The sequence below is a fragment of the Brucella ciceri genome (assembly GCF_041930145.1).
GTDB lineage: Bacteria > Pseudomonadota > Alphaproteobacteria > Rhizobiales > Rhizobiaceae > Brucella > Brucella intermedia.
In genome coordinates this window covers 321709-337131 of the sequence record NZ_JBHEEV010000002.1, presented here as the reverse complement: position 1 = coordinate 337131, position 15423 = coordinate 321709, and the positions used below count along the sequence as shown (strand labels likewise).

Here is a 15423-nt window from a genome sequence, read left to right as displayed (position 1 = left end):
TAAAACAAATAGTTAAAGCGGTTCCGGCGACTCTGTCAGAGCAGGAACCGCTCTAAAGCAAAGAAAAACCGGCGTTTCCGCCGGTTTTTTCATTTCAATCCTGAAGCGGTTCTCAGAAGAAGCCCTTCTTCTGCCACCAGCCGGCGCGCTTGGGCTTCTGCTCTTCGCTTTCGCTTGAGGTCACAACAGGTTCCGCGTTCTTCTCCGGTTCGGCAATCGTCGCCACGTCAGCTTCAACCGCTACGGTGTCTTCGACTTCGGCCGCTGGCTTTGCCGCTGCTCGGCGGGTACGCCGCTTGGGCTTTTCCGCTTCTGCTTCGGGTTCGTCGTTGGCTTCAACCGCTACCGGTTCGGCAGGAGTCTCTTCGACCGCCTTCTTGCGAGTGCGGGTTTTGCGGGCGGGCTTCGCAGGCTTTTCCTCTGCCTCGGCTACAACAACCTCTTCAGCCGCATCTTCAGTCTTGGCAGACTTGCGGGCGCGGGGCTTGCGTGCAGGCTTGGCTGGCTTCTCTTCGGCCACCGGTTCTACCGCTGGAGCAGGCGTTTCCACGGCTTCTGCAGCTGGTTCGACCGCTACGGCTGCTATTTCTTCGACTACTGTTTCCTCGATCTTTACCGGCAGGACCGGCGTGTAACCGACAAACTCGGGATCAGGAACCTTGCGCGCACGCGGTTCATCGTCGCGACGATTCTTGCGACCGCCCCGGCGACCGCGGCGGCGCTTCTTGCGACGATCTTCCTCGCTCAAGGAAGCATTGGAAGATGTCTGCTGAGACTCATCTGCATCATCGTCTTCGTCAGACGATTCTTCAGAGACGGAATCGGACTTCGCGGACTGCTCCTGGCCCTCGCGATCACGACCGCCGCGACGACGGCGACGACGACGGCGCTTGCGGTCACCTTCTTCACCGCGCTCTTCAGAAGCCTGAACATCAGCCTTCGTTTCTTCTTCCGCTTCGTCCTCATCGACCGGGATTTCCGGATCTTCGATATCGTCCTCGATATAGGCCATCGGCTGCACCGGCGGCTGGGTGATAGGCCGTGTGGACGGCGCACCCTTGTCGATGACGAAATGCTGGTGGCCGACGCTCTCATCGGCGTCAATGCTGATCGCTACACCAAAGCGTCCTTCCAGATCAGCCAGAAGCTGTCGCTTGTGGTTGAGGACATAAAGCGCCGACGAAGCCGGTGTGCGGACGTGAATGTCGAAACCGGAATGACGCAGCAGATAATCCTCGATGCCGCGAATGATGTGCAGCGCCATGGAGGAATCCGAGCGGATATGGCCGGTGCCGCCGCAATGCGGGCAGACTTGCATCGTGCTTTCGAGCACGGATGCACGGATACGCTGGCGCGACATTTCCAGAAGGCCGAAATGCGAGATGCGGCCCACCTGAATGCGGGCGCGATCATCCTTCAGGCAGTCCTTCATCTTCTTTTCGACAGCGCGATTGTTGCGCTTTTCTTCCATGTCGATGAAGTCGACGACGATCAGGCCGGCAAGGTCGCGCAGGCGCAGCTGGCGCGCAACCTCTTCGGCAGCTTCCAGATTGGTCTGGAGCGCCGTGTCCTCGATGGAATGCTCTCTTGTCGAGCGACCCGAGTTGACGTCGATGGCAACCAGCGCTTCCGTCTGGTTGATGATCAGGTAGCCGCCCGATTTGAGCGTGACCTGCGGCAGCAGCATGCGGTCGAGCTGGGCTTCCACGCCGTTGCGTGTGAAGATTGGCACCTGCTCACGGTAAGGCTGGACGACCTTGGCATGGCTCGGCATGAGCATGCGCATGAAGTCTTTGGCCTCGCGGTAGCCGTTTTCGCCGGAAACGAGGATTTCCGAAATGTCCTTGTTGTAAAGGTCACGGATCGAACGCTTGATCAGGCTGCCTTCCTCATAGACGAGGGCAGGCGCCGTCGATTGCAGCGTCAGCGTGCGCACATTTTCCCAAAGACGCATCAGATATTCGTAGTCGCGCTTGACTTCGGCCTTGGTCCGGTTTGCACCAGCCGTGCGCAGGATCACACCCATGCCCTGCGGCACTTCGAGTTCCTTTACGATCTCCTTGAGGCGCTTGCGGTCCTGAGGGTTGGTGATCTTGCGCGAAATGCCGCCGCCGCGCGCGGTGTTCGGCATCAGAACCGAATAGCGTCCGGCAAGCGAGAGATAGGTGGTGAGAGCCGCGCCCTTGTTGCCGCGCTCTTCCTTGACGACCTGAACCAGAAGAATCTGGCGACGCTTGATCACTTCCTGAATATTGTACTGGCGGCGATTGGTGCGCGCATGCGTCGGAAGCTCTTCAAGCGCGTCTTCCGAACCAACGGATTCGACCATGTCCTCTTCATGTTCGATATCATCTTCGTCGCCGTTATCGAGGGCTTCTGAGATCACATCGCTTTTTTGCGAGAGGGCCATGACCGGTGTGCCGGGCACGTAATTTTCAAATGCCGGACCAACCGGCTCAGCCGCCGGCAATCCGTTGTCGGACGCATTGGCCTGCGCGTCACCGTTTTGGCCGTCACGGCGTCCGCGACGCCGGTTACGGCGAGACCTGTCATTCCGATCATTCCGCTCGCTCCGCTCACTCTTGGCGCGCGGCTCGTCTTCGTCGTCTTCCGCACGTGCGGCTTTGGCTTCGGCCTCAAGCAACGCAAGGCGATCAGCTACCGGGATCTGGTAGTAGTCGGGATGAATTTCCGAAAATGCGAGGAAGCCATGACGGTTGCCGCCATATTCCACGAACGCAGCCTGAAGCGAAGGTTCGACGCGGGTTACGCGTGCGAGGTAGATATTGCCTTTCAGCTGCTTCTTATGTTCCGACTCGAAGTCGAATTCTTCAATCTTGTTGCCCCGAGTAACGATGACCCGGGTCTCCTCCGGGTGGGAGGCATCTATAAGCATTTTGTTGGACATTATTGTCTTTCCTGCCGGCGCGAAGACGCAAAACGCGTGCGCCGGACGAAACCCTGCGGGCTGTCGTGCTCATTGCGTTGCATCTGCCGGATGGTTCTGGGTTCGTCGGAACAAAAGCTGCTGCCTCCGCGCGCGATGGCCTCGTGGCGATCACGGTCTTCAGGCTCGCAATGGTCAGTCTTGCTTGACCCATAGCTGTTCCGAACGAAACGACCTCATATATGACCCGGGAAAGCCGGGCCGACCTCTTTGCTCTTTTCGAGCGTTGGCGACAGCACGTAAAGATGCGCAGTCGGCCGATGGAAACGGAGGGCGGGGGAGCCACATCTCCGCTGAATTCTGTGCCGGTTATTGGGGGCGACGAATGAATATGCCGCTGTTTTCGCTACCATTCCTTGCGGTTTGTTTAGAGAACCGGCAAACGATTCTGATAGTTCACCCAAAACCTTCCATAGCTTTTATGGCGTCGTTTGAACGATGACAAGTGCGAATATCATTTGACTTTCGCATCGCAATTTCGCCGAAAGCTGAGTATAGGCCCGATTCAAGGTCGAAATACGGCTGGAAATCCTTCATTAACTGTAGTTCTGTACGAGTGTTTCAATGGGTATTCGAGCGAGAGGGTGCAGGACAAACGTGCCGGTATCGCGATTATTGATACCAGTCATCCAAATGATGTTCCTGATTGTGGCAGCCGATGCATTTTCGAAGCGCTGAAAACGCGATGACACGATTGCTGAATTTGCGATGCCTTCTGGCGTTGTTGGCCCTTTTGTCGGTTCTGCTGGTCCAGTCCGCCTCCGTCTATGCGGCCGATCGCGTGACTTCGCCGCTGGCTGCGCTGACTTTCCGGATGGCGGGCGACGATTTGCGGACGCGCATCGTCGTCATGTTCGACAGGGAACCCAAGCTGTCGACCCTGCTTCTCGACAATCCGCATCGGCTTGTCGTCGATCTGCCTGAAACACGCTTCGGTTTCGATGAAAAGAGTCTGGAGCCCCGGGGGCTCGTGTCTCGCGTTCGCTACGGCCTCGTGGGCAAGGGGCGTTCGCGCCTCATCCTGACACTCCGCGGTCCGTTCAAGGTTGAGGATTTGCGCGTTCTGAAAAACGAAAGCGCATCAGGCTATCGCCTTGTGGCCGACATCGTTGCGACCTCGGACCGGGAATTTGCGGATGAGTTGCAGGGCCGCAAGGAAATAACCAGCTCCACCGATCGCGATGAAAAGCCGGTCCAGGCCGCGTCGCAGAATGGGACGGCTCGCCCGTTCACGATCATGATCGACCCCGGCCACGGTGGAATTGACAGTGGCGCGGAGAGCCTTAGCGGCATCAAGGAAAAAGACCTGACACTCGCGTTCGGGAAGGAACTCAGAGATCGTCTGGCGCAGGACAAGAACATCAAGGTTCTCATGACGCGCGAGGACGACACTTTTCTGCGGCTTTCCGAAAGGGTGAGGATCGCCCGCCAGCATGAAGCGGATTTGTTCATCTCCATCCATGCCGATACAATCAACCAGCACGATATTCGCGGCGCGACGGTTTATACGATTTCCGACAAGGCATCGGACTCTGTAGCGCGCGCCATGGCTGAGCGGGAAAACAAGTCGGATACCCTTGCCGGTGCGGCGCCCGAGGAGCAGCCCGAGGTTACCGACATTCTTCTCGACCTGACCAGGCGTGAAACGCACACATTTTCGCTGAGCTTTGCCGAAAAGGTGATTCACTCCCTGCAAGGGCAGGTGAACCTCATCAACAATCCGCATCGCTTTGCCGGTTTTCAGGTACTGCGCGCGCCGGACGTGCCATCAGTGCTGATCGAAATCGGATATTTGTCCAATGCCGAGGACGAAAAGCTTATCAGCAACCCCGAGTGGCGCAAGAAGCTCGCGGACAGGCTTGCGATTGCGATCAAGGCGTTTGAAGCGCTGAAACATCCCGCAAGCCTCAGCAAAGGGTAGGGACCCTGAAATGTGGAGAACTGTGGCGATGTCTCTTAAATGCGCTACATCTTATAAGATGCAGGCTTGCAACAGTTTAACGGATTTTCGTCATGCAGGCGAAAGCAGCAGCGTTAAATTGGTAAAAACACGTAAACCATCTTGCCTTTGACTCATTTGCTGGTCACTAAGCCAGTGATTGCCTCATGGCATAATTGGGTTAAAGGGTTGGCTGTTCGTGCTTTGACCCTTATCATGTGAATAATCTGAAGGCAGGATTCCGCATTTATGGTAAGGCTTATCGGATATTTCTTCGGGATCGGAACGGTGCTGATGCTCCTCGTGGCAGGTGGCGTCGCCCTTTACGTCGGAAGTCTCACGAAGGATCTGCCAGATTACGAGGTGCTCGCAAAATACGAGCCGCCTGTAATGACGCGCGTTCATGCCTCGGATGGTAGCCTCATGGCGGAGTTTGCCCGTGAGCGCCGTCTTTATATTCCCATTCAGGCGGTGCCGAACCGCGTGAAGGCCGCTTTCGTTTCGGCTGAAGACAAGACCTTCTATGAGCATCATGGTCTTGATTTCGCAGGCCTTGCCCGCGCCATGTTGACGAACGTCAAGAATATGGGGTCAGGTCGCCGTCCGGTAGGCGCGTCCACAATCACGCAGCAGGTTGCAAAGAACTTCCTCCTGACGTCGAAGCAGACCTATGATCGCAAGATCAAGGAAGCCATTCTCGCGATGCGCATCGAGCAGGCCTATTCCAAGGACCGTATTCTCGAGCTTTACCTCAACGAAATCTTCTTCGGTCTTGGTTCCTACGGTATTGCCAGCGCGGCTCTGACTTATTTCGACAAATCGGTCGGCGAACTTTCCATCGCCGAAAGCGCATATCTTGCCGCCTTGCCGAAGGGCCCGAACAATTATCACCCCTTCCGCCAGCCAGAGCGCGCTATCGAGCGCCGCAACTGGGTCATCGACCGGATGAGCGAAAACGGCTACATCACCGCGGAAGAAGCCACCGAAGCCAAAAAGCAGCCGCTGGGCGTGAAGGAACGTTCGGACGCCCATTACGTGTTTGCCTCGGAATATTTCACAGAAGAAGTTCGCCGCCAGATCATCCAGAAATATGGTGTCGATGCGCTTTACGAAGGTGGCCTTTCCGTTCGCACCACGCTGAACCCGACCCTTCAGGTCGAGGCGCGCAAGTCCTTGCAGGCTGCGCTGCTGCGTTATGACGAAGCTCGCGGCTGGCGTGGCCCCATGAAGAATGTCGAACTCGGCAACGACTGGGGTACGGCATTTGGTGACATGCAGTCCTATACGGATGTGCCCGAGTGGCAGCTTGCGATCGTGCTCAATGTTTCCGCCGCTGGCGCAGATATCGGTCTGCAGCCGCCGCTTGAGGCATCGGGCTCGCGCAGCAAGGAGCGCAAGCGCGCATTCATCGCGGCCGATGATATGAAGTGGGCGATGCGCATCGTGAATATCGGTGGCAAGCGCACCAGCGCCAAATCACCGGAAGGCGTGCTGAAAGCGGGCGACATTATCTATGTCTCCAAGTCCGGCGAATCCCGCTTCCGTCTCCAACAGCCGCCGAAGCTTGAAGGTGCGCTCGTTGCCATGGACCCGCACACAGGCCGTGTTCTGGCCATGGTCGGCGGCTTTTCCTACGCGGAATCGGAGTTCAACCGCGCAACGCAGGCCTATCGCCAGCCCGGTTCGTCGTTCAAGCCGTTCGTCTACGCTGCGGCCCTCGATAATGGCTATACGCCGGCTTCCGTGGTTCTGGACGGCCCGCTGGAAGTCAATCAGGGCGGTACGCTGGGCGTCTGGGCACCGAAGAACTATTCGGGCAAGTTCTCGGGCCCGTCCACGCTACGCTACGGTATCGAACAGTCGCGTAACGTCATGACCGTGCGTCTCGCGCAGGACATGGGCATGAAGCTCGTCGCTGAATATGCGGAACGCTTTGGCATCTACGACAAGATGCTGCCCGTTCTCTCCATGGCGCTTGGTGCCGGTGAAACGACCGTTCTGCGCATGGTGACGGCCTATTCCATCATGGCGAATGGCGGCCAGAGCATAACGCCGTCGATGATCGACCGCATTCAGGATCGCTACGGCAAGACCGTGTTCAAGCACGATGCGCGCCAGTGCGAAGGCTGCAATGCACAGGATTGGGCCAATCAGGACGAGCCGACGCTGATCGATAATCGTGATCAGGTACTAGATCCCATGACCGCTTATCAGATCACCTCGATGATGGAAGGCGTCGTTCAGCGCGGCACGGCGCAGATTTTGAAGAGCCTCGACCGCCCGATGGCTGGCAAGACCGGTACGACCAACGATGAGAAGGACGCCTGGTTCGTTGGTTTCACGCCCGATCTCGTAGTCGGCGTGTTCATGGGCTATGATACGCCCACACCGCTTGGCCGCGGCAATACGGGCGGCGGTCTCGCAGCGCCTGTGTTCAAGTCCTTCATGGAGCAGGCTCTGGCCGGAACACCGAAAGTGGATTTCCGCGTGCCTGAGGGCATGACGGTCATCGCTATCAACCGGAAAACCGGTATGCGTGCCAATCAGGGCGATCCGAATGTGATCATGGAAGCTTTCAAGCCGGGCACGGGACCATCCGACAGCTATTCGGTCATTGGCATGGATTCCTTCCGCGAAGGTTCTCCGGTTGCGCCGCAGTCGCCGCAGGCAACCCGCGCTATCAACTCAGGTTCGGGCGGACTTTACTGACCGGGAAAAACGGGCCTTTACCCTTTACACTGCGCCGCGTGCTCACTATGGTCCGCGGCGCCTGGACTGTCTGTCCATGCCCGAAAGTCTGGGCCTCGTAACGACCGGCTCAGCTTCTCAATTGAATAGAATGATATTGAAGGAACGATTTGCCCATGCGCGCGGAAATCGAGACGCTGGTTGACGAAATCCAGCAGGCCATAAGCCTGCTGAGGAGGCATCTTTGACTGGGATCAGGCGATAAAACGTCTCGGCTATCTCAACCAGAAAGCTGAAGATCCCACACTCTGGAATGATGCCCAGGAAGCCCAGAAGCTGATGCGCGAGCGCCAGCAGCTGGAAGACAGCATCAATGGCATCAATCATCTGACCCAGACGCTGAACGACAGCATCGAACTGATCGCCATGGGCGAGGAAGAAAATGACAAGTCGATCATTCAGGATGCGGAAAACACCATCCGCGAACTGAAGGAAGAGATCGACCGTCGCCAGATCGATATGCTTCTGTCGGGCGAAGCCGATGCGAACGACACCTATGTCGAAGTGCACGCCGGTGCCGGTGGCACCGAAAGCCAGGACTGGGCGTCGATGCTGCTGCGCATGTATACGCGCTGGGCGGAACGCAATGGCCGCAAGGTCGAAGTGATGGAAGTGCATGAAGGCGAAGAAGCGGGCATCAAGTCCGCGACCATTCTCGTCAAGGGGCACAACTCATATGGCATGATGAAGACCGAATCGGGCGTCCATCGTCTGGTCCGTATTTCGCCTTATGACTCCAACGCCCGTCGCCATACGTCCTTCGCCAGCATCTGGGTATATCCTGTCATCGATGACAATATCGACGTGCAGGTCACAGAAGCAGATGTTCGCATCGATACCTACCGCGCTTCGGGTGCTGGCGGCCAGCACGTCAACACGACCGACTCGGCAGTGCGTATCACGCATATTGCGACCGGGATCGTGGTGCAGTGCCAGGCGGAACGCTCACAGCACAAGAACCGCGAAAAGGCATGGTCGATGCTGCGCGCTCGCCTCTATGAAGAGGAACTGAAAAAGCGCGAAGCGGCGACGGATGCTGCGAATGCTACTAAGACCGATATCGGTTGGGGACACCAGATTCGCTCCTACGTCCTGCAACCTTACCAGCTGGTCAAGGACCTGCGCACCGGTGTGGAAAGCACCAACCCGCAGGAAGTGCTGGATGGTTCCGTCACGCCGTTCATGGAAGCCGCACTCGCGAACCGCATTCAGGGCGGTGGTGAACTGATTGACGATATCGATTGATTGCTCACTATCTGCACGGCATAGAAAACAAAACCCGGCTTCGGCCGGGTTTTTCGTTGCAGAAACTCAGAGTAACGGCTCGATCTGTTTTCCGACCTTGAGAAAATTGACCGGATTGACTGCACGTCCGTTTTCACGGACTTCATAATGCAGGTGGCTGCCGGTCGAACGTCCGGAGCTTCCCGCTTCGCCGACAACAACTCCGGCGGCAACCTGCTGCCCGTCGCGTACAAGGACCCGGCTTAGATGCGCAAAACGGGTCGAGAAGCCGTTACCATGATCGATCTCGACCATATTGCCATACCCGCCGAAGCGGCCCGCCTTCACGACCTTGCCCGCTGCGGTGGACTTTACGGTCTGGCCGTAGGCTGCGCGAAAATCGATGCCGGAATGAAAAGCAGCCGTACCGAGAAACGGATCACGGCGCACGCCGAACAGGCTGGTTAAGGGGTTCCCTGGAGCCGGATTGGCAAGGGGAAGGGCGCTCACACGCTTGCGGACCTGATCGAGCCGGTCAAGCGCGCTATCGAGATTCCGCAACTGCATGTCGAAATCATTAACGACTGTGCCGGGCGACGAAACCGGGATAAGCGGTCCGCCCATCGCCACAGATGCGTTGCCGGGCGTTTCGATACGCAATCCGGCGGCGTTCAAAGTGTCGAGAATGCTGTCTGCTTTTTCGTAGGCGGCATCGGCCAGCACCCGAACCTTGCCATTCTGCTCGCTTTCGATGCGATGAAGGTTATGGGTGATGGTGGCAAGTATCTTGTCGGAAGTTTCAAGCGTTGATTCACCCGAAATCCCGCCAGAAAGGCGCAATCCCACCGAACCCGCATCCGCACGGCGATCAGGCTTTCCAGCCGGCAATTTTCCGGGCACAGGACCGGTGATGATCGGATCGATGCCGGGGAAATCGCGCCCGGCAAGGGCTTCATTGGGGATATACTGGCTGTGCTGCTCAATATCCGGCGCCGTTTCCGCAGGCATTTCCGGCATTGGCTGCAATTGCGAAGCCCGTTCCAGCAGTGGCGCAAGTTTGCCGTCACGTGCGCTCAATGTCTGCTGACGCTGCATCAGTTCAGCAACCTTGTTCTCCATCACCTGCTGATCCAGCATCTGCCGGCTGGTGATACGGTCAACTTCGGTGCGAAGCGCTGAAATGCGGTCTTCATAAAGCTGCTGGTTGCGGGCATGGCGCGCGATGCCGGCACTCATGAGATCATCGCGAAGCACCAGATAAGCCGTCGCGCCAAGATATCCTGCCGAGAGAGCGAGAAACACCGCGCCGCCAAGAACTGTCATCCAGGGGCGCAACGTGAAATGGCTGATCTTTTCGCCGCGCGCAATAATCAGGACAGGCGGTTCCTTGCGCTCTCCGAACACCTTTTTCGTGGATGTTTTCGCCTGATTCCCAGTCATGCCAGCCGCATGCCCCTTCTCGATTCCCTTACCTGATTACAACTTATTAGGGTTAACAGACCTTTACATTCGGAGCTTGCGCGGGCCGTGCGACGAGGTTTGTTTTTACCGAAGGGACCGGCGGGATAAGGGCTAGATGGATACCGGGGACAGCGAACGATAGAAGGACGGGGTCAAGCCCGCTTCGGCACGTGCCAGTTCGTTGAAGGGCGGCTTCAGGTCGCCGCGGAAATTTGCACGCACCAGCTCCTGAAATCTCGCGACCGGGTCGATTCTGTTCCGGGCACAGAAAAAACGAAACCATTTGGCGCCGACGGCGACATGCGTTTTCTCGTCATTGTAGATGACGTCCAGAATTGCAGCCGTGTCATGATCGCCAGTCTCGATCATTTTCTCCAGCAAGGATGGGGTCACATCGAGCCCGCGAGCCTCGAGAATAAGCGGCACGACGGCGAGACGGGCTTCGAGATCGTTGCGGGTCTGGTGGGCGGATTGCCAGAGCCCATCATGGGCGGGCATGTCACCGTAATCCGCACCCAACGACTTGAGGCGATCACGCAGCAGTGTGAAATGCCGGGCTTCATCATCGGCGACTTTCATCCAGCCGTCGAAGAAACTGCGTGGTATCGGTTTGGCGGCGAAACGGGCAACAATGTCCAGCGCAAGATCGATGGCGTTCAGCTCGATATGGGCGAGGGCATGCATCAAGGCGATGCGCCCGTGTTCCGTGTTGAGCGATCGCTTCTTCAACATCCGCGGAGGTACGAGTTCCGGCTTTTCAGGCCGTCCGGGACGCTCGGGCAAAGGCGGATCGAGCGGACTGCGAACCGACAATGTGCGGCCAAACCAGCGGGCGGCAGTTTCTCGTGTCAGCCGGACCTTTTCGTCAAGATCGCTGGCGGATATGGCGCGGATGGCATTGCCACGCAGCGTCTGTTCGTAAGATGGCTTGTTTGTCATCGTTCAAAGCGCGCGTGCAGCCTCGAGAACCACATCGGCATGACCGTCTACTTTCACCTTGTTCCAGACCTGAGCGATTTTTCCTTGCGCATCGATCAGGAACGTCGTGCGTTCCACGCCCATATATTTGCGGCCATACATGCTTTTTTCCACCCATACGCCATAGGCTTCAAGTGCTACCCGGTCTTCATCCGCGGCAAGATCGACGGTCAGGTCGTGCTTCTTGCGAAATTTCGCGTGTTTCGTCGCGCTGTCGGGAGAAAGGCCAATGACGCGAACCCCAATCTTGTCGAATTCCGGCTTCAGTTGGGAGAAGGCAATCGCTTCCTTGGTGCAGCCGGAAGTGTCGTCTTTCGGATAAAAGTAGATGACCACCGGCTTGCCCCTTAGGGATGACAGGGAGATTTCGCCATTATCCGAAGGCAGAGTGAAATCGGGTGCCGGATCGCCAACTTGGGGATGAGCCATATCTGCGCCTTTCTTTTATGGATTAGGATGGAAACCACCTGTTACAGTCTGAGCTATCGCATTCGGGCAAGGCTTGTGCAACCATTCACGGCGTCATCGTGACGGTAGTTGATATGCTCAAGGCTGCCAGTTCATGCATGTCGCACAAGTGACGAACTGCTTATAAAACAGGTGATTACGATCACTTAATAAAGTAAATTCTAAGGGATCGTTTGGCATGGCACTCTTTTTCTGGCTGGGTTGTTGACAGAGAAACCGCAGAAGATCCGCTTCAGCAAGCGGGAGATGAAAAGAATCGAGCGTCTCGCCGCTGATGGCGAGGGAGGCTCTTTGCCCGGCCCGGCACGTTCGAGCCGCTCATTTCTGTCGCGCTGTTCCCATGCAGTTTTATCGGTCTGCATTCTTCTGGTTCTCATCACGGGCGCCGGTTTTGTCATCCTTCGCAGCGGCGTTGACAGCAATCTTTTGCGTGACGAAGCGCAGAAAAGCCTGACGCATATTCTCGGAGAAGGCGCATCGGCCTCCATCGGTAGCGCGGCGCTGTCGCTGGATCAGGACAGCCATGTGGCGCTAGAGGCCCGGGATGTGTCGATCGCCGATCCAAAGCAGGGTGTGGAAATCAGCGGAATCAAATCGGTGCGTCTCGGATTGGCGCCGCTGCCGCTTTTGACCGGCAAGGTGCGCGTCGCCCAGCTTGAAGTGGATGGTGTGTCCTTTGAAATGCCGGAAACGGAGGGGCCGGGTTTCTGGAAGTCGCTGCCTTACGATCAAAACGGCATTCTCGATTTCGACGCGGTTTCAGGCGAGCTTTTTGCTGCCATGCGCCGCAGCCTGGAGCTTTTGCGCGCGCAGGACACGCATGTCATCGGCATTTTCAACAGCACCGTCGCATTCAAGGTTGGCGATGAGCAGCAGGTTTTGGACATCGAGGAGGCCCGCCTGATCGAAGAAGGCGGGAAGATCGGCATCACCGGTAGTGTCATCTGGAAGGGCAAGAAAATTGCGCTGGATGGCAAGATTGATCAACATGCAGGCGATAACAGCCTGGCAGGCTTTGAGCTGAACATCCGCGACATTCCCATTGCACTGGGTTCTCCGCCGGAAGTTGCTCCCCTCATAAACGGCAACCGTGTCAATCCGGCCCATTTCGAACTTGAGGCATCGGCTCGCTTGTCCCTGATGGGGTCAGCTGGAGATGGCGACAAGCCCGAACGTCTCGCGACTGAACTCGCCATTGATGATCTGGATATGCAACTTGGCAAGGTCGAGGACGTGCGCGGGGGTGTTCGCCTTAATCTTGAGCATGCGGTTGGAAGCCGTAAAATCGAGATCAAGTCATCCCGCCTGCAGCTCGGCGGTTTGCAGGCACAGTTCAACGGTGCTTTTGGACCAGAGCCGGAAACCGAAAACAATACGGGCGGGCCTGCATATCGCTTTGAGGTGCTCACCACTTCGGCGACGAGCATGCCGTCGGAATCGACCGATCCGCCGCTATCCTTCGCAACGCGGATAGCGGGACGCTACATGGCTGATCAGCAACGCATCCAGTTTGCAAATCTCGATGTGCAGACGGAGAACGGACAGCTCTTTGGTCAGGGAAGCATGGCTTTCGGGGCCGGTTCGCCGGAAATGATCTTCTTGCTGCGCATTCCCCAGATGCCTGTGGCCGACGCCAAGCATCTCTGGCCCATCGATGTTGCGGACGGTGCCCGAGAATGGGTGCTCAAAAACCTTTTCGGCGGAACGCTCAAGGATAGCCGCATCGATATTTCGCTTGCCGGCGGCCGTTTCAACGGGCCGGGCCTTCCGCCGCCATTGACGGGCGATGAAATCAAGGCGGATTTCAGGGTCGTCGACACACGCTTTGATGTGGTGGGAGAACTGCCCCCCGTGCGGGACGCCGAGGGTGAAATATCGGTCCGAGGGGCCTATACGACGATCAAGCTTTTGAAAGGCGTGGCCTATACGCCGAACAACCGCAAGGTTGATGTGTCGGACGGTACGCTCATCATTCCGTGGGGACCGCAACGCCCGGTTATCGCCGAATTGGATCTCGGTGTCTCCGGCGAAGCGGCGGCCATTGCCGAAATAGCCGGGAACAAGCCCATCGACGTCCTGAAGAGTGTGCCTTTTCAGCCCGGCGATGTGACTGGCGATGTGAAATCGCGCGTCAAAGTAAACTTTGCCGTGTCCAAGGACCCGCCGCCCGGCACGCTTCGCTGGAATGCCGATATTGGCTTTACTGGTCTCAATATTTCGAAGCCGATAGCGGGCTCGTCCGTCAGCGATGCGACGGGCAGCATCAAGGTCGATCAGTCAGCCGCCAATATCACCGCCGATGCGATGCTCGACGGTGTTCCTGCAAAGATCAATCTGGTCGAGCCGGTCGATCGGTCCGGTCCGGTCAAGCGCGAGCAGAAGGTCCGGCTGGATATTGACGACAAGACCCGGAACGCGGTCTTTCCGGGGCTGAACTCCATCTTTTCGGGCCCGATGTCGGTTGACCTCGGAATGGAGGACGGCGGGAAGCGCCGTGTTTCGGCGGACCTTGGCAAGACCCAGATTGACCTTCCCTGGCTCGGATGGCGCAAGGGTGCGGGCATACCCGCGAAAGCCACCTTCGATTTGGTCCAGAGCCCTGACGACAAAAGCAAGATGGACATCCATAATCTTGTTTTTTCCGGGGATGCCTTCGGCGCCAAGGGCGATCTCTCGATCGCGAAAGGCGACTTCCAGTCCGCGAATTTCAGCGAGATACGCCTGAACAGAAACGATAGCCTCGCGGTCAAGGCGACGAAGAGCGGCAACAGCTATCGTGTCAATGTTCGCGGCTCGCAATTCGATGCGCGCGCCCTGATCAAACAGGTCTCGGACCTTGGGGGAAAAAGCGGAAGCGGCAGCAAATCCAGCAACCCACGCGTGGTTGTAAGCGCCCAGATCGACGAGGTCGGGGGCTTTAACGGCGAAACGCTGCGCAACGTCAATGTTTCCTATGAAAGTGCTGGCAGCAAGGTTTCGGGCGTATCGGTCAACGCTGTTACATCATCCGGTGAATCATTCGTGGCGACGAACAACGATCAGGGCGATGCGCGCTCTATTTCGCTTCAGTCGAACGATGCTGGCGCGGTTCTTCGCTTTTTCGACTTCTATGACAAGATGCGCGGCGGCAAGATCACGGTCGGGCTTGCAGCACAGGGCAACGGTCCTTTGCGCGGCCAGATCGACGCACGCAACTTTGCCATTATCAACGAACCGCGTCTGGCCAAGATCGTTTCCAGTCCACCCTCGGATGGGGGCACAAGTCTCAATCAGGCCGTAAAACGCGATATCGACGTATCACGTGTCGACGTGGAGCGCGGTTTCTCGCTGATCGAAAAGGGCAATGGCTACCTGAACCTGGCGAAGGGAGTTGTGCGAGGACCCGCCGTCGGTACGACCTTCCAGGGAACGCTCTATGACCAGCAAGGCAACATGTCCATCACCGGCACATTCATGCCCGCTTACGGTGTCAACCGGCTGTTCGGCGAACTTCCTATCGTGGGTGCGCTGCTCGGCAACGGACGCGACCGTGGCTTGATTGGAATCACCTACAAGCTTGCTGGCAGCGCCAAGCAGCCCCAGGTGATCGTCAACCCGATTTCAGTCATCGCTCCCGGCATATTCCGCTCCATATTCGAGTTCTAACGCAAAACGACCG

General features: G+C 57.4%; 9 protein-coding genes. 5 read left to right on the top strand and 4 right to left on the bottom strand.

Annotated features, from left to right (window positions below):
* Window positions 1-112: 112 nt before the first annotated feature.
* Window positions 113-2908 (bottom strand): Rne/Rng family ribonuclease, encoded by a 2796-nt coding sequence (locus JNC63_RS04760; protein WP_006472130.1) that lies wholly within the window; start codon window positions 2906-2908, stop codon window positions 113-115.
* 2 nt (window positions 2909-2910) lie between these two features.
* On the opposite strand from JNC63_RS04760, the gene JNC63_RS04755 reads away from it, so the two are divergent.
* The 4 genes from JNC63_RS04755 (at window position 2911) to prfB (ending at window position 8879) form a co-directional block, all read left to right on the top strand.
* A complete protein-coding gene (locus tag JNC63_RS04755; RefSeq protein WP_006472131.1) occupies window positions 2911-3096 on the top strand; it encodes a hypothetical protein in 186 nt (61 codons plus the stop codon).
* A 536-nt stretch (window positions 3097-3632) separates the two neighbouring features.
* Entirely contained in the window at window positions 3633-4868 is a 1236-nt protein-coding gene (locus tag JNC63_RS04750; RefSeq protein ID WP_006472132.1) for an N-acetylmuramoyl-L-alanine amidase, read from the top strand.
* A 267-nt stretch (window positions 4869-5135) separates the two neighbouring features.
* On the top strand, window positions 5136-7595 hold the full coding sequence (locus JNC63_RS04745; RefSeq protein ID WP_006472133.1) for a penicillin-binding protein 1A: 2460 nt from the start codon (window positions 5136-5138) through the stop codon (window positions 7593-7595).
* 155 nt (window positions 7596-7750) lie between these two features.
* Window positions 7751-8879 (top strand): peptide chain release factor 2 gene (prfB, locus tag JNC63_RS04740; RefSeq protein WP_100229499.1). Its coding sequence is split into 2 segments (ribosomal slippage): window positions 7751-7819 and window positions 7821-8879, totalling 1128 coding nucleotides; the frame shifts between segments, so codons are not numbered across the junction.
* Window positions 8880-8945: 66 nt separating this feature from the next.
* Here the strand turns inward: prfB and JNC63_RS04735 are convergent.
* From JNC63_RS04735 to bcp, 3 genes are all read right to left on the bottom strand, one after another.
* A complete protein-coding gene (locus tag JNC63_RS04735) occupies window positions 8946-10298 on the bottom strand; it encodes a M23 family metallopeptidase (protein WP_006472135.1) in 1353 nt (450 codons plus the stop codon).
* A gap of 132 nt (window positions 10299-10430) precedes the next feature.
* Window positions 10431-11258 (bottom strand): ferritin-like domain-containing protein, encoded by an 828-nt coding sequence (locus JNC63_RS04730; RefSeq protein ID WP_006472136.1) that lies wholly within the window; start codon window positions 11256-11258, stop codon window positions 10431-10433.
* Between the two features lie 3 nt (window positions 11259-11261).
* Window positions 11262-11726 carry a thioredoxin-dependent thiol peroxidase gene (bcp, locus tag JNC63_RS04725; RefSeq protein ID WP_006472137.1) on the bottom strand — a complete coding sequence of 155 codons (465 nt, stop codon included), beginning with the start codon at window positions 11724-11726 and terminating at the stop codon, window positions 11262-11264.
* Between the two features lie 285 nt (window positions 11727-12011).
* Here bcp and JNC63_RS04720 point away from each other — a divergent pair, with 285 nt between their 5' ends.
* Window positions 12012-15410, top strand: coding sequence for an AsmA family protein (locus JNC63_RS04720; RefSeq protein WP_063882730.1), 3399 nt, complete (start codon window positions 12012-12014; stop codon window positions 15408-15410).
* Window positions 15411-15423 lie beyond the last annotated feature (13 nt).

Excerpts from the sequence above, each read along its gene's own strand:
- JNC63_RS04760 (WP_006472130.1), bottom strand. The coding sequence starts at position 2,908 with ATGTCCAACAAAATGCTTATAGATGCCTCCCACCCGGAGGAGACCCGG.
- JNC63_RS04750 (WP_006472132.1), top strand. The coding sequence starts at position 3,633 with ATGACACGATTGCTGAATTTGCGATGCCTTCTGGCGTTGTTGGCCCTT.
- JNC63_RS04745 (WP_006472133.1), top strand. The coding sequence starts at position 5,136 with ATGGTAAGGCTTATCGGATATTTCTTCGGGATCGGAACGGTGCTGATG.
- JNC63_RS04735 (WP_006472135.1), bottom strand. The coding sequence starts at position 10,298 with ATGACTGGGAATCAGGCGAAAACATCCACGAAAAAGGTGTTCGGAGAG.
- JNC63_RS04730 (WP_006472136.1), bottom strand. The coding sequence starts at position 11,258 with ATGACAAACAAGCCATCTTACGAACAGACGCTGCGTGGCAATGCCATC.
- bcp (WP_006472137.1), bottom strand. The coding sequence starts at position 11,726 with ATGGCTCATCCCCAAGTTGGCGATCCGGCACCCGATTTCACTCTGCCT.
- JNC63_RS04720 (WP_063882730.1), top strand. The coding sequence starts at position 12,012 with ATGAAAAGAATCGAGCGTCTCGCCGCTGATGGCGAGGGAGGCTCTTTG.